This is a genomic window from Salmonella sp. 32082101201600294FB01SM01, assembly GCF_017572865.1.
Lineage (GTDB): Bacteria > Pseudomonadota > Gammaproteobacteria > Enterobacterales > Enterobacteriaceae > Salmonella > Salmonella enterica.
The window spans coordinates 1,054,531-1,074,029 of record NZ_JAGESB010000001.1 but is presented as its reverse complement, the minus strand read 5'-3'; the positions used below and the strand labels follow the sequence as shown (position 1 = coordinate 1,074,029).

Genomic DNA, 19,499 nt, shown 5'->3' with positions numbered 1-19,499 from the left:
CATTTTTTTGTCCGTCGTTTGCTGCGAAGGCTACTGCGTCGCGCGCGTTTGCCCCTCTTCCCCGACAAAACCGTTCTGAGCGGATTCGACTGCGGTCGTATTTACCGCTGGCGTCTGCCCGGCGCTCACACTGACAGGATACCCGGCTCGCCGGTATAGCGCCTTATCGACCAGGCGACTATCCACCCCTTGCGCGTTTCTGAACGCGGTAAATTCCGCAGGCAACACGTAGGGCATCGTCTGCACGTTTTGCTCTTCTTCCGGCGATAGCGGCCTGTGTACCTCTACATAACGAATGCCATTCGGCTCGACAGAGAATTTCACCGGCTGGTTAATCACTTTTACCGGCGTCCCCGTTCTGACCTGCGCAAATAACGCTTTGATGTCCGGCGCGTTCATGCGAATGCAACCGGAACTCACGCGCAGACCCACGCTATCCGGCGCGCTGGTACCATGAATGAGATATTCCCCATTACCGTGCGCCAGACGCAGCGCATAGCGTCCCAGCGGGTTATTTGGCCCGGCAGGGATCACCGGCGGCAGCGTGATCCCCCGCTCAAGCGAACGTTGGCGTATGCCCGCCGTCGGCGTCCACGTCGGGTTGGGGATCTTTTGCCCTATCCGGGTGTCCATGACGGGAGTTTCCAGTCCCTGCAAACCGATGCCGATGGGGTACACCTGAACGCGGTTTTCTCCCGGCGGGTAATAATACAGCCGTAGCTCCGCGAGGTTGACGATAACGCCTTCCCTGGGCGCATCCGGCAATAGCATCTGCGAGGGAATGGTAATTAGCGTACCGGGCTTAGGCACCGGCGCAATCGTATTGTTCGCTTCAAGAATGAGCATCGCCGCCGTATCAAAACGCCGGGCGATAGCCTGCAGGTTTTTATCACCTTCCTGTACGGTATAGGTTTGATTCTGACCAATAAGACGGCTGCCTTCGGGCGGTAATGGATAATCAACCGCCCAGGCTGCCTGTAACGCGCTATACGCGCCGATAATAGCTAGAGTAATGAAAGACGCACGTTTCATACCAAACCTCCTGTATTCCTGGTGATGTCCTCTGCGACGGCTGATAGCGCTTCGCTTATCAGAACAACAAAATACACGCTCTGTCCCCTCTGGATAAAGCGACGTCGCCGTCCGACAAAGGATTTGACATCAGGTAGAACGCTGTCTGTACAGTTTAGCTAAGAGTGGCGGCCTTAGCGCGAATTGCGCGAATCATTGCTTCCAGCCCCTGAGAACGAGAAGGCGTGAGGTGCTGTGTAAGCGCCATTTTTTCGAACCATGGCCGGACATCAAAATGCACAATATCCTGCGCCGTCATTTGGTGGTACAAAATAAATACCACCGCCATAAGGCCTTTAACGATCGCCGCGTCGCTGTCGCCCTGCAATTCGATAATGCCGTTGGCGTTTCGCCGCATCACGATCCACACCTGGCTCTGACAGCCATGAATCGTATTTTGCGGATTGCAATCCTGCGGATTTAACTCCTCCAGGCGCTGGCCCAACTCAATAATATATAAATATTTCTCTTCCCAATTAGCGCAACGCGTAAAGTTACGCAGCAATTTTTCTTTATCCGGTAGCGCAGCCATAAAACCTCACTGTTATCCCAATAAGCGGTGGATACGCGTTAATCCTGCCACCAGTCGGTCCACTTCTTCATGGGTGTTATACATCGCCAGCGAAGCCCGGCACATTGCCGGCACGCCATACCAGGCCATGAGCGGCATCGCGCAGTGATGCCCCGTTCGTACCGCGATGCCGTAATTATCAAGAAAGCTGCCGACGTCATAAGCATGGTGTTTACCCAGATTAAACGCGATGACGCCCAACCGCTGCGCCGGGCCATATAGCGTGATATCAGGCACCTGCGCCAGTTGCTCCAGCGCATAGCGCATCAGCATCTGCTCATAATCGCCAATCTTATCCAGTCCCAGCGATGTCACATAGTCAATCGCCGCGCCCAGACCGATGATGCCGCCAGTATTCGGCGTTCCCGCCTCAAAACGCCAGGGCGCTTTCGCCCATGTCGTTCCCTGCGTCAGGCTGACGGTCGAAATCATCGACCCGCCCCCTTCCCACGGCGGCATTTCTTGCAGCAACGCCTCTTTAACATACAGAATGCCAATGCCGGTCGGCCCGTAAAGTTTATGGCCGGAGAAAACGTAAAAATCGCAGTCCAGCGCCTGGACGTCAACAGCATGGTGCATCACGGCCTGGGCGCCATCCACCAGCACTTTCGCCCCATGCTGGCGCGCCAGCGCAATCATGTCCGGCAGCGGGTTTTCCGTCCCCAGCACATTGGAAACATGGGTAATGGCCAGCAGTCGGGTCCGGTCATCGAACAGCGCAGCTAAGGTCTCCAGCCGCAGCGTACCGTCAGGATGCAACGGGATCACGCGCAGTTCAGCGCCTTTGCGCTCGCACAGCATCTGCCAGGGAACGATGTTGGCGTGATGCTCCATCTCGCTGATGATAATGTTATCCCCGGCGCGAATATTTTCCGTTCCCCAACTGTTGGCGACAAGGTTAATGCCCTCCGTCGTACCGCGCACGAACACCAGTTCTTCTGCGGAGCGGGCGTTAATAAACCGCGACGCCTGCTTACGCACATTCTCCATGCTTTCGGTCGCCTGCGCGCTTAACGTATGGATACCTCGATGTACCGCAGCATAGCCGTGACGGTAGAAGGCAGATTCAGCGTCAATCACCTGATTGGGTTTTTGAGCGCTGGCTGCGCTGTCCAGGTAAGCCAGCGGCAGGCCGTTAACTTCACGCTGCAGTATGGGAAAATCTGCCCGTACTTTTTCTACAGGAAATGTCATACCAGGCCTCCGGGCAGTCGCTGGCCGATTCGCGCCAGCACCTGCTGTTTAAGGGTGCTATCATGGATAGCTTCCGTTAACTCTGCGGCAAACGCGTAAAGAATCATGTGCCGCGCCTCCTGCTGCCTGATGCCGCGTGATTGCAGATAAAACATCTGCTCATCGTCAATACGCCCGATCGTCGCGCCGTGGCTGCACTTCACGTCATCGGCATAGATCTCTAATTGCGGTTTGGTATCGACTTCAGCCAGTTTCCCCAACAACAGGTTATTATTGGTCATCTGGCCGTCGGTTTTAATGGCGTGTTGCGCCACGTTGATCAGGCCATTAAAGACCGCGCGTCCTTTGTCGCTGACGATGGTCTTGTGCAACTGGCGGCTGTTACAGTAACCTTTGTTATGTTCCAGCCATGTCCGCGTATCGCAGACTTCATTTTTCACCGGCATCGCCAGACTATTCAGTCGAAGCGTCGCGTTTTCGCCATTCAGTTGTGAGCTGCTGTGGTGACGTAGTACTGCGGCGCCCAGCAGAAAACTGTGGCTAAACGCCGAGGCGTCTGTCGCCAGCAGAAGATCGTTATGCGCAAAGTGATAGCTGGACGCATTTTCAAACGCCAGTTTGATATGACGCAGTTGCGCATTGTCTGCAACGTTCATCGTCAGACGCGCGCCGGTAAAATGTTTTGCCGCTGTAAGGCTGACATAATGCTCAATAACCGTCGCTTCCGCGCCTTCCGCCAGCGCCAGATGGTGGCGATAATGCGCGGTATTCAGCTCGTCGCTATCCACGCCCTGCGTGATATGCATTAACAGTAGCGGCCTGGTCGGACGCTGATTTCGCCGTACCTGTATATACGTGACACATTGCGCCAGGCTTTCCGTCAGATGCAGAAAAACCTCGGGATGTACCGGCGCGGCAAGCGTCTGGCGCTCATCCCTGACGCTAACGTCAAATCCGCTGTTTTGCGTGCTATCACTGAGCTCTGGCATAAACCGACCATCGACAAACACCAGCCGCACGGCATCGATTTGCAGCGCCAGCGCATCACGCTGTGCGGCGCTGATAGTCGCACACTGCTGGATAAACTGGCTATGGGTTAAGCCCTCCAGCGGCGTGTATTTCCAGTCTTCATGTTTACGCGTCGGCAATCCCAGACGTAACATCTGTTGTAAATGTTGTCTTGCCTGCTCAGTTCGACTTACTCCTTTTTCTTCAAAGAGATGCTGCCATTGCTGTAGCGCTTTACTGCTGTTCGGTAAGCCAGCCATAACCCTGCTCCTCCAGTTGTTTGACCAGAGTAAAATCGCCGGATCGGACAATTCGCCCCTGATAGAGGACATGGACGTAATCGGGTTTGATATAGTCCAGTATGCGCTGATAGTGGGTCACGATAATAAAAGCGCGTTTATCGTCGCGTAACGCGTTGACGCCTTCCGCCACAATTTTTAACGCATCGATATCCAGTCCGGAGTCAGACTCATCAAGGATGCACAGTTCCGGCTCCAGCACCGCCATTTGCAAAATATCATTGCGCTTTTTCTCCCCGCCGGAAAAACCGACGTTTACCGAACGGGTCAGCAAATCTTCCGGCATTTTCAGCAATGCGATCTTTTCTTCCATCAGATCCTGAAAATCAAAGCGATCCAACGACGTCTGCCCGCGGTAGGCGCGCACGGCATTCAGCGCGGTTTGCAGGAAAAACTGGTTACTGACGCCGGGGATTTCTACCGGGTACTGGAAGGCCATAAAAATCCCTTCGCCCGCCCGTTCCTCCGGCGACAGTTCAAGCAGATCTTTACCTTTGAACGTAACCGAGCCGCCGGTGACCTCGTAATCTTCACGTCCCGCCAGGGTGGCGGAGAGCGTGCTTTTCCCGGAACCGTTCGGCCCCATAATGGCGTGAACTTCGCCGGGGCGAATCTCCAGATTCAGGCCACGCAAAATCGCTTTTTCTTCCACACTGACCTGTAAATCTTTAATGCTTAACATGGGTTTTCCTTCATCATTAACCGACGCTGTGCTCAAGGCTAATCGCCAGCAGTTTTTGCGCTTCAACGGCAAACTCCAGCGGCAGTTCCGAGAAAACGTCTTTACAGAAACCGTTGACGATCATCGAAATAGCGTCTTCTTCGCTGATGCCGCGTTGCAGACAATAGAAAAGCTGATCTTCACCGATGCGTGATGTTGTCGCCTCGTGCTCCAGCTGCGCGCTGTTATTGCGGCATTCAACATACGGGAACGTATGCGCGCCGCAGTCCGCGCCAATCAACATGGAGTCGCATTGGGTGAAATTTCGGGCGTTGGTCGCCGTCGGCATAATTTTTACCAACCCACGGTAGCTGTTCTGGCTGTGGCCGGCGGAAATGCCTTTTGAGATAATGGTTGAGCGCGTGTTTTTACCGATATGGATCATTTTGGTGCCGGTGTCAGCCTGCTGATGTCCACTGGTCAGCGCAACGGAATAGAACTCGCCGATAGAATTATCACCACGCAGAATACAGCTCGGGTATTTCCAGGTAATCGCCGAACCGGTTTCCGACTGGGTCCACGACATCTTGCTGTTTTCCCCTTCGCACAACGCACGCTTGGTCACAAAGTTCAGAATACCACCCGTGTTGTTGTCGCCCGGGAACCAGTTTTGTACGGTGGAATATTTTACTTCAGCATCTTTATGGATGATGACTTCCACTACCGCGGCGTGGAGCTGATAACTGTCGCGTACGGGCGCGGAGCAGCCTTCGATATAACTCACATAGCTGCCTTCATCCGCCACCAGAATCGTGCGCTCAAACTGACCGGTTTTCTCGGCGTTAATGCGAAAATAGGTGGATAACTCCATCGGGCAACGCACACCTTTGGGAACATAGATAAATGTCCCATCGGAAGCGACTGCCGCATTCAGCGCGGCAAAAAAGTTATCGTTCCCCGGCACGACGGTGCCAAGATATTTCCTGACCAGGTCAGGGTGATCGTGTATCGCTTCGCCAAAAGAACAGAAAATAATGCCCTGTTCCGCCAGTTTTTCACGGTATGTGGTCGCTACGGAGACCGAGTCAAAAATCGCATCGACGGCGACCTCTTTCCCTTCGCGAACCGGAACGCCAAGCTGCTCGAAGGCGTCTTCAACCTCTTTACTCAAAAAGGTATTCGCGCCCGTTTGCTGTACGGCTCCCGGCTGGGAAACGCAGCTATCGTCGCAGTTTCCGCATGATGGCGCAGAGTAATAACTGTAGTCCTGATAGTTCAGTTTATCGTAGTGCGCCTTCAGCCAGTGCGGTTCATCCATGTCCAGCCAGGCTCTATAGGCATTGAGACGAAATTCCAGCATCCACTCAGGTTCGTTACGCTTTGCGGAAATCGCGCGCACCACCTCTTCGCTGATGCCTTTTGCCAGTTCATCAGTGGGTAGTTGCGTGAAAAATCCTTCTTTGTAATTAAGGCGTCCGCCTGTCCAGATGCCGACCTCTTCCGTTGCTTCAGTATTACGAGACATAGTACCGCCTATACCCCAAAACTTTCGCCGCAGCCGCATTCATTCTGGGCTTTGGGGTTATGAAATTTAAATAACTGGTTCAGCCCTTCCTGTACGTAATCCACTTCTGTTCCGTCAATAAAAGGCATCGCCTGTAACGGTGCGAAAAGCTTTGCGCCTTCGGCTTCAAAAACCAGATCGTCTTTATCCGGCTCCCGAACGGTATCCAGAACATAGCCAAATCCGGCACATCCCGTCTGTTTTACGCTTAACCGCACGCCCAACATGCCCGGCTGCTTTGCTGCCAGTTCACGTATGTGCGCTGCCGCCGCTGGCGTTAGCGTCAGCCCTTGCCAGGGGAAGTCCTCCGGGTTAAACGTGTCTGAATGCAATTCCATAGAGTTACCTCGCGTTCTAAATCACCAGGATATAACAGCATGTTAGTGATAATGATTATCACTTCAACCCCTTAACCGCAGGGGCTTTCCAACAAATGGTCATATTGAGCGCCTTTTATTAAGCATAGACCCTGTCCGCCAGGTCATACGATAGACAAAAAATCACTTAACCTTTTGATAATTAACGATTTATAAGATGTTAACCGTTCTGGCAGGTCAAAAACGAAAAGATGTATAGAAAATGACTATTTAATTAATAGGCTGTCGACATTGCCGGGTGGCGAGGTCAGAACCCCATTTTTTGTATGGATACCTGGCGTTGCGCTCTTTATAATCCGCTGCGGTTCTATAACTCAGTTTGAGCTATAGGTTTATGTAAACTCTTTCCGGCATTTCAGGTGCTGAATGAGGCAAGAGGCTTAAAATATGGTTGTTACGCTCGCGTATATCGCACTTTTTTTGGTTTTCTCGTGGGTCATCTCGAGAATTAATCAAAAAAGCGATTCCCTGTCGAAAAGCGTTTTTATCGCTATCTTTTTAGGGGCTGTTATTGGTTTATCCCTGCATTTTATTTCAGCAAATCACACTAAAACTATTATCGAATGGTACAGCATCGTCGGCAATGGTTACGTCCACCTGTTAAAACTGGTCGCTATACCGCTAATTTTTATTTCTATTCTTTCCGCCATCAATAAACTGGAAAATAGCGCCGGCATCGGAAAAATGTCGCTGACGATCGTCGGATGCATGTTATGCCTGGTGATGGCTGCCGGTTTTATCGGATTACTGACCGCTCATGTGCTGGGGCTTGATGCCAGCGCTTTTGTGCACATGCCGTCAATGTTAACTACGGAAGAAGTCAATAAGACTGCCGCGGTGTCGATTCCCCAGTTAGTGACATCGCTGATCCCGACTAATATTTTTCTTGATCTTACGGGAGCCAGAAGTGTTTCCGTTATCGGCATCGTTATCTTCACGCTAATAGCGGGGATCGCTCTGTTAAAGGTCAAAAAAGAGGCGCCGGAAGAAGGTCAGAAATTAAGCGCAGGCATTAACGCTATTCAGATCTGGGTCATGAAGATGGTACGTATCGTTATTGCATTAACTCCCTATGGCGTCATGGCATTAATGACTACCGTATTTTCATCATACCGCCTTGAACAATTCGCCAGTTTACTTGGTTTTATCGGTGCCTGTTACATCGCGATTTTCATGATGTTTATCGTGCACGCCATTTTGCTGATCCTCAGCGGTAATAATCCAGCGCGTTATTTCAGAATGGTCTGGCCCGTCTTAACCTTTGCGTTTGTTTCCCGCAGCAGCGCAGCCTCTATCCCGCTGGCCATTTCCGCCCAGGAAAAATTTGGCGTACAAAGCACCATTGCCAATATTTCCGCCTCGTTTGGCTCCAGTATGGGGCAAAATGGCTGCGCCGGGATTTATCCGGCTATTATGGTAGCGATGATTGCGCCCACCATCGGCATTGATCCGCTCTCGCTGCATTTTCTGGCCGCGATGTTGCCTGCCATTGCGCTAGGGTCTATTGGCGTAGCCGGCGTCGGCGGCGGTGGTACGTTCGCGGCGCTGATTGTCCTGTCGACGTTGAATTTTCCCGTTGCGCTGGTCGGTATTTTTATTGCCATCGAACCTATCGTTGATATGGCCCGCACGGCTCTGAACGTTAACGGATCGATGATGTCAGGTGTGCTGGCTAACCGTATTTTGAATAATCATACGGCTGACGACATGCCAGCGGTTATTGACAGACCTTAGTTTTTTACGCGCCCGGAAAAGAAAAACCCTTAAGTCTGTTCAATACAGGCTCAAGGGTTCCGGCCCCATCCGGCGCTTATCTCCGGCACTCTTAATGGCTTAGCTCTTGAAGGGGCATAAGAACAATCTCATAAAGAGAGCACGCCTTTTTAGCACAAATGGCGATCTGTATTTTTTTTAAACAAAATCAAGGGGGTTATCTATTACCTGGGGACAGGGTCTGGTGAGATTGCCTGGTAACATAGCCGGATGGCGGCTAACGCCTTATCCGGCCTACACAGACTTTATTAATGCACTCCCAACCGCCAGGCGAAATAGATCTCTTCTTTCAGTTCGGTTGCAGAGAGGGTGAGGAGATCGGCAAACTCTAACTCCAGCTGTTTTAAACGCTTCAAATACTGCGCGGGAGAAAGTTCGGTTTTATCACGGCGTAAAAATTCAATCGCCAGTTGGGTTGGGTCTAAATCAGTAGACATATCATCCTCGCTTATGTGTAAACGTGCACAGTATATCACCTTTTTCTGCGCACATTTTGACCAAAAGCAATATGCATCACACTTTTATGGTGACAACGTCACACAATCGCCGTAGTAAGACGCGAAGAACAGCACAGACGTCCCTGTTCATCAAAGATCTCTATCTGCCAGACCTGATGGCGAGCCCCGGTATGCAACGCTTTACAGACGCCCCGTACACGCCCCTGACGCGCCGACCGTACATGGTTGGCATTCACCTCCAGCCCCACCACCTTTTGCTCCCCCTGCGTACACAGATAGCCTGCGACCGAGCCGATACTTTCCGCCAGCACCACAGACGCTCCGCCATGCAGCAAGCCGAACGGCTGTTTGGTGCGATGATCGACGGGCATTGTCGCTTCCAGCGTATCGTCCCCAATACGCTCAAAGCGGATATCAAGCAGGCCAACCATATTCCCTTCCCCCATCGCATTAAGCGCATCGAGGGTCACTTCACGTTTCCAGATCAACCTATAATCTCCAGTAATGCCTGCAACGGGTGACGCACGCCCGTACCTTCAATGCGTTTAACCTGGCTTCGGCAGGAATAGCCGGTTGCCAGGCAGCGGTTTCGCGGTAGACGTTGCATCGCCTGATGCCAGGATAGCTCATAAATTCCCAGCGAATTTTTATGATTGGTGAGTTCATGTCCATAAGTGCCCGCCATACCGCAGCAGCCTACGCTGACATTTTCCAGCTTCGCGCCAAAATGGGCAAAGATGGCGGCCCACTGCGCAGGCGCGCCGGGTAACGCCGTGACTTCCGTACAATGACCAAAAAAGTACCACGGTTCGCCGCTCACCTCGACGGACAGTCTTGCATTTATTTCCTGCGCCAGCCATTCATTCACCAGCAACACATGAAAATCGCCGCGCTGTTCGCCCAGCGCCAGTTTGTATTCGTCGCGATAACACAGGATCAGCGCCGGATCGACGCCCACCATTGGCATCCCCAACGCGGCGATCCGATTAAGGAACTCAGAGGTTTTTTTCGCCGTTTTCGCAAAGCGATTAAGAAAACCTTTAATATGCTGCGCCTTACCATTCGGCGAGAACGGTAACAATACCGGCCTCCTGCCCAGTTTTTCCGCCAGGCGGATAAAGTCCGCCACGACCCGGGCGTCGTAGTAGCTGGTAAACGGGTCCTGAACCACCAGTACCGTTTTCGCTTTTTGCTCGGCGCTCATGCGCTCCAGTTGCTCAAGCGTCAAATTAGCGGACGGATGGCCCACCAGTTGCTGTTGCAATGAAGGGGCAGAAAGCAGAGGTAAATCCACCATACCGATATGTTTTTTCGCCAGATTACGAACCACCGGTTGGTTAATAAAAAAGTTAAAGGTCTTTGGCGCACGCGCCATCAGCGGCGCGTAGGTCTCGACCGTCGCCACCAGATGATCGCGTACCGGGCGCAGATAACGCGTATGGTAAAGCTGTAAGAAACGTGAACGAAACTCCGGAACATCGATTTTAATCGGACACTGGGTCGTACAGGCTTTACACGCCAGACAGCCGGACATGGCCTCTTTAACTTCATGGGAAAAGTCATACTCGCCTTTGCGTTTGTGCCAACTATTCCGGGTGCGGGCAATCAGCGTGCGTAAGCTGGCGCGTTTTTCTGGCAACTCCTTTTCCAGCTTCAACGGATCGACGCCGCGATCGGCCAATAGACGGAGCCATTCCCGCACCAGCGTCGCCCGCCCTTTCGGCGAGTGGATCCGGTTAAGGCTAATTTTCATCGACGGGCACATTGGGCTTTTCGCATCGAAATTAAAGCACAGGCCGTTACCATTACACTCCATAGCGCCGCGCCAGGTCTGCCGTACCGCCAGCGGAATTTGCCGATCCCAGGTGCCGCGTTTTACCGCATCCACCTTCATCATCGGCGCCTCTATCCCCTGCGGTGGACAGATTTTACCCGGGTTAAGTCGATTATGCGGATCAAAAGCCGCTTTTATTTTGCGCAGCTCGCCATACAGGACTTCGCCGAAAAAGGCCGGGCTGTATTCCGCACGAAAACCTTTTCCATGCTCGCCCCACAACAGCCCGCCGTATCTGGCAGTCAGTGCGACGACCTCATCGGAGATCTGTTTCATCAGCAGTTCCTGCTGCGGATCGCACATATCCAGCGCCGGACGCACATGCAGCACCCCGGCATCCACGTGGCCGAACATGCCGTAACTTAAGCCATGACCATCCAGCAGAGCGCGAAATTCGGCGATGTAATCGGCCAGATGTTCAGGCGGCACGCAGGTATCTTCCGCAAAAGGAATCGGTTTGGCTGCGCCTTTCGCATTACCCAGCAGCCCTACCGCTTTTTTACGCATCGCGTAAATACGCTCAATACCCGTCAAATCGGTACAAAGTTGCCAGCCGATCACGCCCGCTTCCGCACGCGCCATCAGGCCATCCAGCCGGTGGCACAGCGCCTCGACCTGCCCGTCAATAAGCGCTTCATCGTCACCCGCGAATTCCACGATATTCAGGCCAAGCATCTCTTTATCCGGCACATCGGTAATCAATTCGCTAACGGAGTGCCAGACAATATCTTCCCGCGCGAGGTTAAGGACTTTGGAATCGACCGTCTCGACGGATAAGGCGCGCGCATCAACCATAAAAGGGGCGTTACGCAGCGCGGAATCAAAGGAGTCGTATTTTACATTCACCAGACGGCGGACTTTGGGTATCGGGGTAATATCCAGCCGGGCTTCAGTAATAAACGCCAGCGTCCCTTCCGACCCCGTTAAGATGCGGGTAAGATCGAAGCGGGTCATGTCATCGTTAAAGACGTGGCGTAAATCGTAGCCTGTCAGGAAGCGATTGAGCTTTGGAAAGCTATCGAGGATAAGTTGACGGTTTTCCAGGCAGGACTGATAGACGGTCTGATAGATGCGGCCTGGCATCGTCGTGTTTTCACCCAACGTCCGGGCAAGCTCTACGGGCATCGATTGCGTGTCAAGGATATCGCCCCCCAACAATACGGCCCGTATGCCTAAGACGTGATCTGACGTTTTTCCATAGACCAGCGACCCCTGACCAGAGGCATCGGTATTAATCATACCGCCAAGCGTTGCGCGATTACTGGTGGAAAGTTCCGGCGCAAAAAAATAGCCATACGGCTTTAACGCCTGATTAAGCTGATCTTTTATCACTCCCGCCTCTACCCGCACCCATCCCTCTTCAGGATTAATTTCAATAATGCGGTTCATATAGCGGGACATATCAACAATAATGCCCTGGTTTAGCGCCTGGCCATTCGTGCCAGTACCGCCGCCTCGCGGGGTAAATATCAGCGACGTAAAGCGCGGCTCCGCCGCCAGACGGGCAAGAAGCGCGACATCCGCCGTAGAACGGGGAAACACAACAGCATCGGGAAGAAGCTGGTAGATACTGTTATCGGTCGACATTGTCAGACGGTCGGCATAGCTGGTTGCCGTATCGCCCGTAAACCCTTGCTGCTCCAGCGCCTGCAAAAAATTGAGCACCAGCTGAACGACGCCGGGTGCCTGAGAAATTTGTGGAATCATTATAATGACCTTTTCCTGCGGTCTATGTTGTGAACGGTGGCGCCCAACCCGGCGAGCGCGAGCGGTCTACGCACAGGAAGGGATGCTTAATCGTTTGCGTGTTGCGTTATTTGTTGTATCACATTTTTTTCCTGTGCGCCCAACAGAATTACATGCAGAATCGGCCTGTTAAAAACCGCTGAAATTGCTCATCATTATAGGGTGTGGTTTGCATGTTCACGTCGCGCCAACGTTCTGGCGCAAAGACAAAGGTGAAAAGTATTTATGGTAAATGTTCGTCAGCCCAGGGATATTGCGCAAGTGCTGCTATCGGTGCTGTTTTTAGCCATCATGATTGTGGCCTGTTTGTGGATAGTACAGCCTTTTATTTTGGGGTTTGCATGGGCAGGTACGATTGTTATCGCGACCTGGCCCGTTTTGCTGAAATTACAAAAAATATTGTGGGGCCGCCGCTCGCTTGCCGTACTGGTCATGACGCTGCTGTTAGTGCTGCTCTTCGTTATTCCCGTCGCCTTGCTGGTGAACAGCATTGTCGACGGTAGCGGCCCGCTCATCCATGCAGTGACCGGCGGCGATATGACGCTACCCGATCTGGCATGGTTAAATAATATTCCGTTAGTTGGCGCCAAACTGTATGCCGGATGGCATAGCCTGCTGGATATGGGCGGTAGCGCTATTATGGCGAAAGTGCGGCCTTATATCGGCACAACCACGACCTGGTTTGTCGGTCAGGCGGCGCATATCGGACGCTTTATGATGCACTGCGCCCTGATGCTGTTGTTTAGCGCCCTGCTTTACTGGCGCGGCGAACAAGTGGCGATGGGAATACGTCATTTTGCCTGTCGTCTCGCGGCTAAACGCGGCGATGCGGCGGTTCTGCTGGCTGCCCAGGCGATCCGCGCCGTGGCGCTTGGCGTGGTGGTCACCGCGCTGGTACAGGCGGTACTTGGCGGCGTCGGGCTGGCGATTTCCGGCGTGCCTTACGCTACCCTGTTGACGGTAGTGATGATCCTTTCGTGTCTGGTTCAGTTGGGGCCGTTGCCGGTATTGATTCCAGCCATTATCTGGCTTTACTGGACAGGCGACACCACTTGGGGCACCGTGCTGCTGGTTTGGAGCGCCGTCGTCGGCACTCTGGATAACGTGATTCGCCCGGTACTCATCCGCATGGGCGCCGATTTACCGCTGCTTCTGATCCTTTCCGGGGTAATCGGCGGCCTGATTGCATTCGGTATGATTGGTCTGTTTATTGGACCGGTGCTTCTGGCCGTGACCTGGCGTTTGTTCTCCGCATGGGTACATGAAGTTCCGGCGCCGACGAATGAACCAGAGGAGATCCTTGAAGAGCTGGATGACATCGAGGAAGCCAACAAGCAGTCATAATCCCGTCGGGCGGTATTGCCGCCCGATGCTTTAGCGACGTTTATCAATTCAACGCACACCCCATTTTGATTCGCCCGTCTGTTCCCCGCCGCATCTCATTTCTGTCGCAAATCCGTTACAGTTTTTAAACTATTGAGACGAATCTGATCGACGCAAAAAGTGCTCATGCCTACTATTAGCACACGGTTATAAATCAACACATTGATTTATAAGCATGGAAATCCCCTGAGTGAAACAACGAATTGCTGTGTGTAGTCTTTGCCCGTCTCCTACGATGGGCTTTTTTTTTAACTTTTTTCGCTGCATTGTTACATAAGCCAGCTCCCGTTTCCCTTCAACACCGCGATATCTGCAACGAACAAATAATATTGCACAAAATAGTGTGATTCTGTTCAAGTCGAAACGGTGTCGGTGGTGCTATTTATAGCATCACTTTTTTCATATAAAAGCCTAAAAAATGATGAACGCGTTAGAACTACAAGCACTACGGCGTATTTTTGATATGACGATTGAAGAATGCACAATCTATATCACCCAGGATAATAATTCGGCAACCTGGCAACGATGGGAAGCTGGCGACATACCCATCTCTCCAGAAATCATTGCCAGGCTAAAGGAAATGAAAGCCAAGAGACAGCGACGAATTAACGCCATTGTTGACAAAATAAATAACCGCATCGGCAATAATACAATGCGTTACTTCCCTGATTTATCTTCTTTTCAGTCCATTTATACAGAGGGTGATTTTATCGAGTGGAAAATTTATCAATCTGTTGCTGCCGAACTTTTCGCACATGATCTGGAGCGGCTGTGTTAGACGTAAACTTTATCGCCGCATCGTATTGATACCGGATAGAAAACCACACAATCACGACATTGACTTGTCACCCTATCCAATATGCTTCCTGCCTGTGTATACCACTGTAACGTTCAGGCGGCATCTCTGAGTCAGATAATATGAAAAATCGTTATTTCCCTACCGCTGTAGGGTTGTATTTTAATTACTTTGTACATGGCATGGGGGTTATCCTGATGAGCCTGAACATGTCATCGCTTGAACAGCAATGGCATACCAGTGCCGCAGGCGTATCTATTGTGATCTCTTCGCTTGGTATTGGCCGGCTAAGCGTTTTGTTAATCGCCGGTATGCTTTCCGATCGCTTTGGTCGCCGTCCTTTTATCATTCTGGGGATCGCCTGTTACCTGATTTTTTTCATTGGCATTCTTTATGCTCAGACGATTTTTGTCGCTTATGCCTGTGGCTTTTTAGCAGGTATGGCCAACAGTTTTTTGGATGCAGGTACCTATCCCAGTTTGATGGAAGCCTTCCCTCGCTCCCCCAGTACGGCAAATATCCTGATCAAAGCATTTGTCTCTGGCGGGCAATTCTTGTTGCCCATTATTATTAGTTTATTAGTCTGGGCTAATATGTGGTTTGGCTGGTCCTTCCTGCTTGCCGGGGCGATCATGCTTATTAATGCTCTGTTTTTATTACGCTGCCCTTTTCCACCCTATCCTGGTCGGATATTGAAGCCTAAAATCTCGCAAGCGCCTGTCGCAGGCGCACATCATTGCTCCCTCATCGATCTTATCAGCTACACCCTTTATGGCTATATCTCGATGGCAACCTTTTATCTTATCAGTCAGTGGCTGGCGCAGTATGGACAGTTCGTCGCAGGCATGTCGTATACCCAATCCATCAAACTGTTAAGTATTTATACCTGCGGCTCGCTACTGTGCGTTTTTATTACCGCTCCGTTGGTCAGAAAAACAATTCGTTCTACCACATTATTGATGTTTTATACCTTTATCTCTTTTATTGCGCTTCTGACGGTCTGCCTGCATCCTCAGGTCTATGTTGTTATGATCTTCGCATTCGTCATTGGATTCTCTTCCGCCGGTGGCGTAGTACAAATCGGCCTGACGCTGATGGCGGCCCGTTTTCCACAGGAGAAAGGTAAAGCGACCGGCATTTATTACAGCGCCGGCAGTATCGCGACGTTCACTATTCCGTTGATCACAGCGCGGATTTCAGAAATGAGCATTGCACATATTATGTGGTTTGATACCGGTATCGCCGCAGTGGGATTTCTCCTCGCGCTGTTCATCGGTTACCGAAGTCGGGCTGAATCACAACATCACGCTGAAGCAGCGTCAACTGCGCAATAAATGTTAGCGTGCCAACTGCAATATTATTGCCTTGCTATGCAAAATAAAACGTTAGCCATTATCACCGGGAAACAAAAAATGTAATTTTCGTGTTAATTATTATTCATTATCTTCACACTTATCAGAAAAATTGCGATGAGCATCACGAGTTATATGTGTTAAACAACAAATTCGCAGCAATTTTTATATTTCATGGCTAACAAATGAAATGCTATCAATGCAATAAACCTGGCATTTTAAACGCCATGTTATGTACATATAACGACAGTACCGACTTATAGTGTTACTGAACAATCGCTGCATGTAGTAAAGCAGTAATAAGCAGGACATTGAATCAAACCATCAGCAAGGAGCTGTGAACAAATGTCTCAGAACAAGGCTCGCAACATGCCATATTTGCTGGCTGTTATCTGCATTTATTTTAGTTACTTTCTCCACGGCATGAGTGTTATTACACTAGCCCAGAACATGACTTCCCTTGCACAGAAATTCTCCACGGATAGTGCCGGTATCGCCTATTTAATCTCTGGCATTGGTCTTGGCCGTCTGGTCAGTATTTTATTCTTTGGCGTGCTGTCCGATAAATTTGGCCGTCGGGCAATAATACTGCTTGGCGCCGTACTATATATGCTGTTTTTCTTCGGTATTCCCGCCAGCCCTAACCTGATGATCGCTTTCATATTAGCGGTGTGTGTCGGCGTGGCGAACTCCGCGCTGGATACTGGCGGATATCCTGCATTAATGGAGTGTTTTCCCAAAGCATCGGGCTCGGCAGTTATTCTGGTTAAAGCGATGGTCTCTTTTGGGCAAATGATTTATCCCCTTATTGTCAGCGCCTTGTTAGTCAACCATATCTGGTACGGCTACGCGGTGGTAATCCCCGGTATCCTTTTCGTCCTCATCACGTTGATGCTGTTGAAAAGCCGCTTTCCCAGCCAACTTGTCGATGCCAGTATTGCGAAAGAATTACCCCAGATGAACAGTACTCCCCTCGTCTGGCTGGAAGGCGTAGCTTCCGTTTTATTTGGCGTCGCCGCGTTCTCAACCTTCTATGTGATTGTGGTCTGGATGCCTAAATATGCGATGGCCTTCGCCGGAATGGCGGAATCCGACGCGCTGAAAACCATCTCTTATTACAGTATGGGATCGTTGGTTTGCGTGTTTATTTTTGCCGCATTGCTGAAAAAAATGGTTCGCCCCATCTGGGCCAATGTTTTCAATGCCGGGCTGGCGACACTCACCGCTGCGGCAATTTACCTGTATCCCTCGCCACTGATCTGTAACGCTGGCGCCTTCGTGATTGGTTTTTCCGCTGCTGGAGGTATTTTACAATTAGGTGTATCGGTAATGTCGGAATTTTTCCCTAAGAGTAAAGCTAAAGTCACCAGTATATATATGATGATGGGGGGCGTTGCTAACTTTATTATCCCACTGATTACCGGTTATCTCTCTACTATTGGCCTGCAATATATCATTTTGTTAGATTTTGCCTTTGCACTACTGACATTTATCACCGCCATTATTGTATTTATTCGCTATTATCGCGTATTTAAGATCCCGCAAAATGATGTCCGATTTGGCGAGCGTTATTTCCAGTAAAAATGTTAACTATGCGCAACAGGCATGCGCCCTGCTCTGCACTGCCCACTTATTAAGGAGTATAAAATGGATGTTACCGCAAAATATGAATTAATTGGTCTTATGGCGTATCCTATCCGTCATAGCTTATCGCCCGAAATGCAAAACAAAGCGTTAGAAAAAGCGGGGCTACCCTATACCTATATGGCTTTCGAAGTGGATAACACGACGTTTGCCAGCGCCATTGAAGGACTGAAAGCATTAAAAATGCGCGGTACGGGCGTCTCCATGCCAAACAAACAGCTCGCGTGTGAGTATGTTGATGAATTAACGCCAGCAGCAAAACTGGTTGGCGCTATCAACACCATTGTTAATGATGACGGCTATCTACGCGGCTACAATACGGATGGTACGGGCCATATTCGGGCAATTAAAGAAAGCGGTTTCGATATTCGAGGAAAAACCATGGTGCTGCTCGGCGCGGGAGGCGCGGCTACCGCCATTGGCGCCCAGGCAGCCATTGAAGGCATTAAGGAAATTAAACTGTTTAACCGTAAAGATGACTTTTTCGAAAAAGCGGTTGCCTTTGCGAAGCGGGTGAATGAAAACACCGATTGCGTCGTTACCGTCACCGATCTTGCCGATCAGAACGCTTTTACTGAAGCGCTTGCCAGCGCAGATATTCTGACGAACGGCACCAAAGTTGGCATGAAACCATTGGAGAACGAATCCCTGATCGGCGATGTTTCCCTGCTCCGCCCTGAATTGCTGGTCACCGAATGTGTTTATAATCCGCATATGACAAAGTTATTGCAGCAGGCGCAACAAGCTGGTTGCAAAACAATTGATGGTTACGGCATGTTGTTATGGCAAGGAGCCGAACAGTTTGAACTGTGGACAGGAAAAGCATTTCCATTGGACTATGTGAAGCAGGTGATGGGATTCACAGCCTGACCGGTAAAATTATAATTGCGACGAATGACAATGAAGGGTACCAAATGAAAACCGTAACTGTAAGAGATCTCGTGGTTGGCGAAGGCGCGCCAAAGATCATTGTGTCGCTAATGGGAAAAACCATTACCGATGTGAAATCGGAAGCACTCGCCTACCGTGAAGCGGATTTCGATATTCTGGAGTGGCGTGTTGACCATTTTGCCAACGTGACGACGACGGAAAGCGTACTTGAGGCCGCCGGCGCCATCAGGGAGATTATTACCGATAAACCCTTGCTATTTACCTTCCGCAGCGCGAAAGAAGGCGGCGAACAGGCGCTAACCACCGGACAGTATATCGCTCTGAATCGTGCAGCGGTTGACAGCGGTCTGGTCGATATGATCGATCTCGAGCTTTTTACCGGCGACGATGAGGTGAAAGCCACCGTCGGCTATGCTCATCAACACAATGTTGCGGTGATCATGTCTAACCATGATTTTCATAAAACGCCCGCAGCGGAAGAGATTGTTCAGCGTCTGCGTAAAATGCAGGAACTGGGCGCCGATATTCCGAAGATCGCCGTCATGCCGCAGACTAAAGCCGATGTTCTGACCTTACTTACCGCCACTGTAGAAATGCAGGAGCGCTATGCGGATCGTCCGATTATTACCATGTCGATGTCGAAAACCGGGGTAATATCTCGTCTTGCCGGCGAAGTGTTCGGTTCTGCAGCAACGTTTGGCGCGGTGAAAAAAGCATCTGCGCCGGGACAAATATCGGTAGCCGATCTGCGTACCGTATTAACTATATTGCACCAGGCGTAATACTTTATCGTGTGGCGGAATATTCTCTTTCTGCCACAATAAAAATAAATAGTTATCTGACATGAATATGTTCCATATTCATTGAAAGCCGCTGT

At 50.8% G+C, this 19,499-nt stretch carries 17 protein-coding genes and 1 other RNA gene; 8 read left to right on the top strand and 10 right to left on the bottom strand.

Going from position 1 to position 19,499, the window contains the following annotated elements; genetic code table 11:
* Positions 1–30: 30 nt before the first annotated feature.
* The 7 genes from J4645_RS05190 to sufA all read right to left on the bottom strand — a co-directional run bounded on the left by J4645_RS05190 (position 31) and on the right by sufA (position 6,706).
* Positions 31–1,032, bottom strand: coding sequence for a L,D-transpeptidase family protein (locus J4645_RS05190; protein ID WP_000817051.1), 1,002 nt, complete (start codon positions 1,030–1,032; stop codon positions 31–33).
* 154 nt (positions 1,033–1,186) lie between these two features.
* Positions 1,187–1,603, bottom strand: a complete 417-nt coding sequence (sufE, locus tag J4645_RS05185) for a cysteine desulfuration protein SufE (protein ID WP_023214672.1) — start codon at positions 1,601–1,603, stop codon at positions 1,187–1,189.
* 12 nt (positions 1,604–1,615) lie between these two features.
* A complete protein-coding gene (gene sufS / locus J4645_RS05180) occupies positions 1,616–2,836 on the bottom strand; it encodes a cysteine desulfurase SufS (protein ID WP_000143859.1) in 1,221 nt (406 codons plus the stop codon).
* On the bottom strand, positions 2,833–4,104 hold the full coding sequence (gene sufD, locus J4645_RS05175) for a Fe-S cluster assembly protein SufD (RefSeq protein ID WP_023214671.1): 1,272 nt from the start codon (positions 4,102–4,104) through the stop codon (positions 2,833–2,835). The genes sufS and sufD overlap by 4 nt, the downstream gene beginning before the upstream one ends.
* The gene (sufC, locus tag J4645_RS05170) at positions 4,079–4,825 is read right to left on the bottom strand and encodes a Fe-S cluster assembly ATPase SufC (RefSeq protein ID WP_000948904.1); all 747 of its coding nucleotides are present in this window, start codon (positions 4,823–4,825) and stop codon (positions 4,079–4,081) included. The genes sufD and sufC overlap by 26 nt, the downstream gene beginning before the upstream one ends.
* Before the next feature lie 16 nt (positions 4,826–4,841).
* On the bottom strand, positions 4,842–6,329 hold the full coding sequence (sufB, locus tag J4645_RS05165) for a Fe-S cluster assembly protein SufB (protein WP_000089383.1): 1,488 nt from the start codon (positions 6,327–6,329) through the stop codon (positions 4,842–4,844).
* Positions 6,330–6,337: 8 nt separating this feature from the next.
* Positions 6,338–6,706, bottom strand: coding sequence for a Fe-S cluster assembly scaffold SufA (gene sufA / locus J4645_RS05160; protein WP_000418969.1), 369 nt, complete (start codon positions 6,704–6,706; stop codon positions 6,338–6,340).
* Positions 6,707–7,132: 426 nt separating this feature from the next.
* Between sufA and J4645_RS05155 the strand changes: the two genes are divergently transcribed.
* Positions 7,133–8,479 (top strand): L-cystine transporter, encoded by a 1,347-nt coding sequence (locus tag J4645_RS05155; protein ID WP_023214670.1) that lies wholly within the window; start codon positions 7,133–7,135, stop codon positions 8,477–8,479.
* Positions 8,480–8,766: 287 nt separating this feature from the next.
* Here J4645_RS05155 and J4645_RS05150 read toward each other — a convergent pair whose 3' ends face one another.
* From J4645_RS05150 to J4645_RS05140, 3 genes are all read right to left on the bottom strand, one after another.
* Entirely contained in the window at positions 8,767–8,955 is a 189-nt protein-coding gene (locus J4645_RS05150) for a YdiH family protein (RefSeq protein WP_001537749.1), read from the bottom strand.
* A gap of 98 nt (positions 8,956–9,053) precedes the next feature.
* Positions 9,054–9,464 carry a 1,4-dihydroxy-2-naphthoyl-CoA hydrolase gene (gene menI, locus J4645_RS05145; RefSeq protein ID WP_000637930.1) on the bottom strand — a complete coding sequence of 137 codons (411 nt, stop codon included), beginning with the start codon at positions 9,462–9,464 and terminating at the stop codon, positions 9,054–9,056.
* On the bottom strand, positions 9,461–12,517 hold the full coding sequence (locus tag J4645_RS05140) for an FAD-binding and (Fe-S)-binding domain-containing protein (protein ID WP_023376835.1): 3,057 nt from the start codon (positions 12,515–12,517) through the stop codon (positions 9,461–9,463). The genes menI and J4645_RS05140 overlap by 4 nt, the downstream gene beginning before the upstream one ends.
* A gap of 264 nt (positions 12,518–12,781) precedes the next feature.
* Here J4645_RS05140 and ydiK point away from each other — a divergent pair, with 264 nt between their 5' ends.
* From ydiK to aroD, 7 genes are all read left to right on the top strand, one after another.
* Positions 12,782–13,900, top strand: coding sequence for an AI-2E family transporter YdiK (ydiK, locus tag J4645_RS05135; RefSeq protein ID WP_000248615.1), 1,119 nt, complete (start codon positions 12,782–12,784; stop codon positions 13,898–13,900).
* A 182-nt stretch (positions 13,901–14,082) separates the two neighbouring features.
* Positions 14,083–14,190: antisense sRNA RprA (rprA, locus tag J4645_RS05130), an RNA gene on the top strand.
* Between the two features lie 167 nt (positions 14,191–14,357).
* A complete protein-coding gene (locus tag J4645_RS05125; RefSeq protein WP_000980451.1) occupies positions 14,358–14,717 on the top strand; it encodes a YdiL family protein in 360 nt (119 codons plus the stop codon).
* Positions 14,718–14,857: 140 nt separating this feature from the next.
* Positions 14,858–16,069 (top strand): MFS transporter, encoded by a 1,212-nt coding sequence (locus J4645_RS05120; protein WP_023214479.1) that lies wholly within the window; start codon positions 14,858–14,860, stop codon positions 16,067–16,069.
* 363 nt (positions 16,070–16,432) lie between these two features.
* Complete coding sequence (locus tag J4645_RS05115; RefSeq protein WP_000081209.1) at positions 16,433–17,668, top strand: MFS transporter; 1,236 nt, start codon at positions 16,433–16,435, stop codon at positions 17,666–17,668.
* Between the two features lie 66 nt (positions 17,669–17,734).
* Complete coding sequence (gene ydiB, locus J4645_RS05110) at positions 17,735–18,601, top strand: quinate/shikimate dehydrogenase (protein ID WP_023214480.1); 867 nt, start codon at positions 17,735–17,737, stop codon at positions 18,599–18,601.
* A 44-nt stretch (positions 18,602–18,645) separates the two neighbouring features.
* Entirely contained in the window at positions 18,646–19,404 is a 759-nt protein-coding gene (gene aroD / locus J4645_RS05105; protein ID WP_023207847.1) for a type I 3-dehydroquinate dehydratase, read from the top strand.
* Positions 19,405–19,499: the final 95 nt, after the last annotated feature.

Bases quoted from the DNA above. Each gene is read 5' to 3' on its own strand.
- sufE (WP_023214672.1), bottom strand. From the start codon at position 1,603: ATGGCTGCGCTACCGGATAAAGAAAAATTGCTGCGTAACTTTACGCGT.
- ydiK (WP_000248615.1), top strand. From the start codon at position 12,782: ATGGTAAATGTTCGTCAGCCCAGGGATATTGCGCAAGTGCTGCTATCG.
- J4645_RS05155 (WP_023214670.1), top strand. From the start codon at position 7,133: ATGGTTGTTACGCTCGCGTATATCGCACTTTTTTTGGTTTTCTCGTGG.
- J4645_RS05150 (WP_001537749.1), bottom strand. From the start codon at position 8,955: ATGTCTACTGATTTAGACCCAACCCAACTGGCGATTGAATTTTTACGC.
- J4645_RS05140 (WP_023376835.1), bottom strand. From the start codon at position 12,517: ATGATTCCACAAATTTCTCAGGCACCCGGCGTCGTTCAGCTGGTGCTC.
- J4645_RS05125 (WP_000980451.1), top strand. From the start codon at position 14,358: ATGATGAACGCGTTAGAACTACAAGCACTACGGCGTATTTTTGATATG.
- sufC (WP_000948904.1), bottom strand. From the start codon at position 4,825: ATGTTAAGCATTAAAGATTTACAGGTCAGTGTGGAAGAAAAAGCGATT.
- ydiB (WP_023214480.1), top strand. From the start codon at position 17,735: ATGGATGTTACCGCAAAATATGAATTAATTGGTCTTATGGCGTATCCT.
- sufA (WP_000418969.1), bottom strand. From the start codon at position 6,706: ATGGAATTGCATTCAGACACGTTTAACCCGGAGGACTTCCCCTGGCAA.
- J4645_RS05190 (WP_000817051.1), bottom strand. From the start codon at position 1,032: ATGAAACGTGCGTCTTTCATTACTCTAGCTATTATCGGCGCGTATAGC.
- J4645_RS05115 (WP_000081209.1), top strand. From the start codon at position 16,433: ATGTCTCAGAACAAGGCTCGCAACATGCCATATTTGCTGGCTGTTATC.
- aroD (WP_023207847.1), top strand. From the start codon at position 18,646: ATGAAAACCGTAACTGTAAGAGATCTCGTGGTTGGCGAAGGCGCGCCA.
- sufS (WP_000143859.1), bottom strand. From the start codon at position 2,836: ATGACATTTCCTGTAGAAAAAGTACGGGCAGATTTTCCCATACTGCAG.
- sufD (WP_023214671.1), bottom strand. From the start codon at position 4,104: ATGGCTGGCTTACCGAACAGCAGTAAAGCGCTACAGCAATGGCAGCAT.
- J4645_RS05120 (WP_023214479.1), top strand. From the start codon at position 14,858: ATGAAAAATCGTTATTTCCCTACCGCTGTAGGGTTGTATTTTAATTAC.
- sufB (WP_000089383.1), bottom strand. From the start codon at position 6,329: ATGTCTCGTAATACTGAAGCAACGGAAGAGGTCGGCATCTGGACAGGC.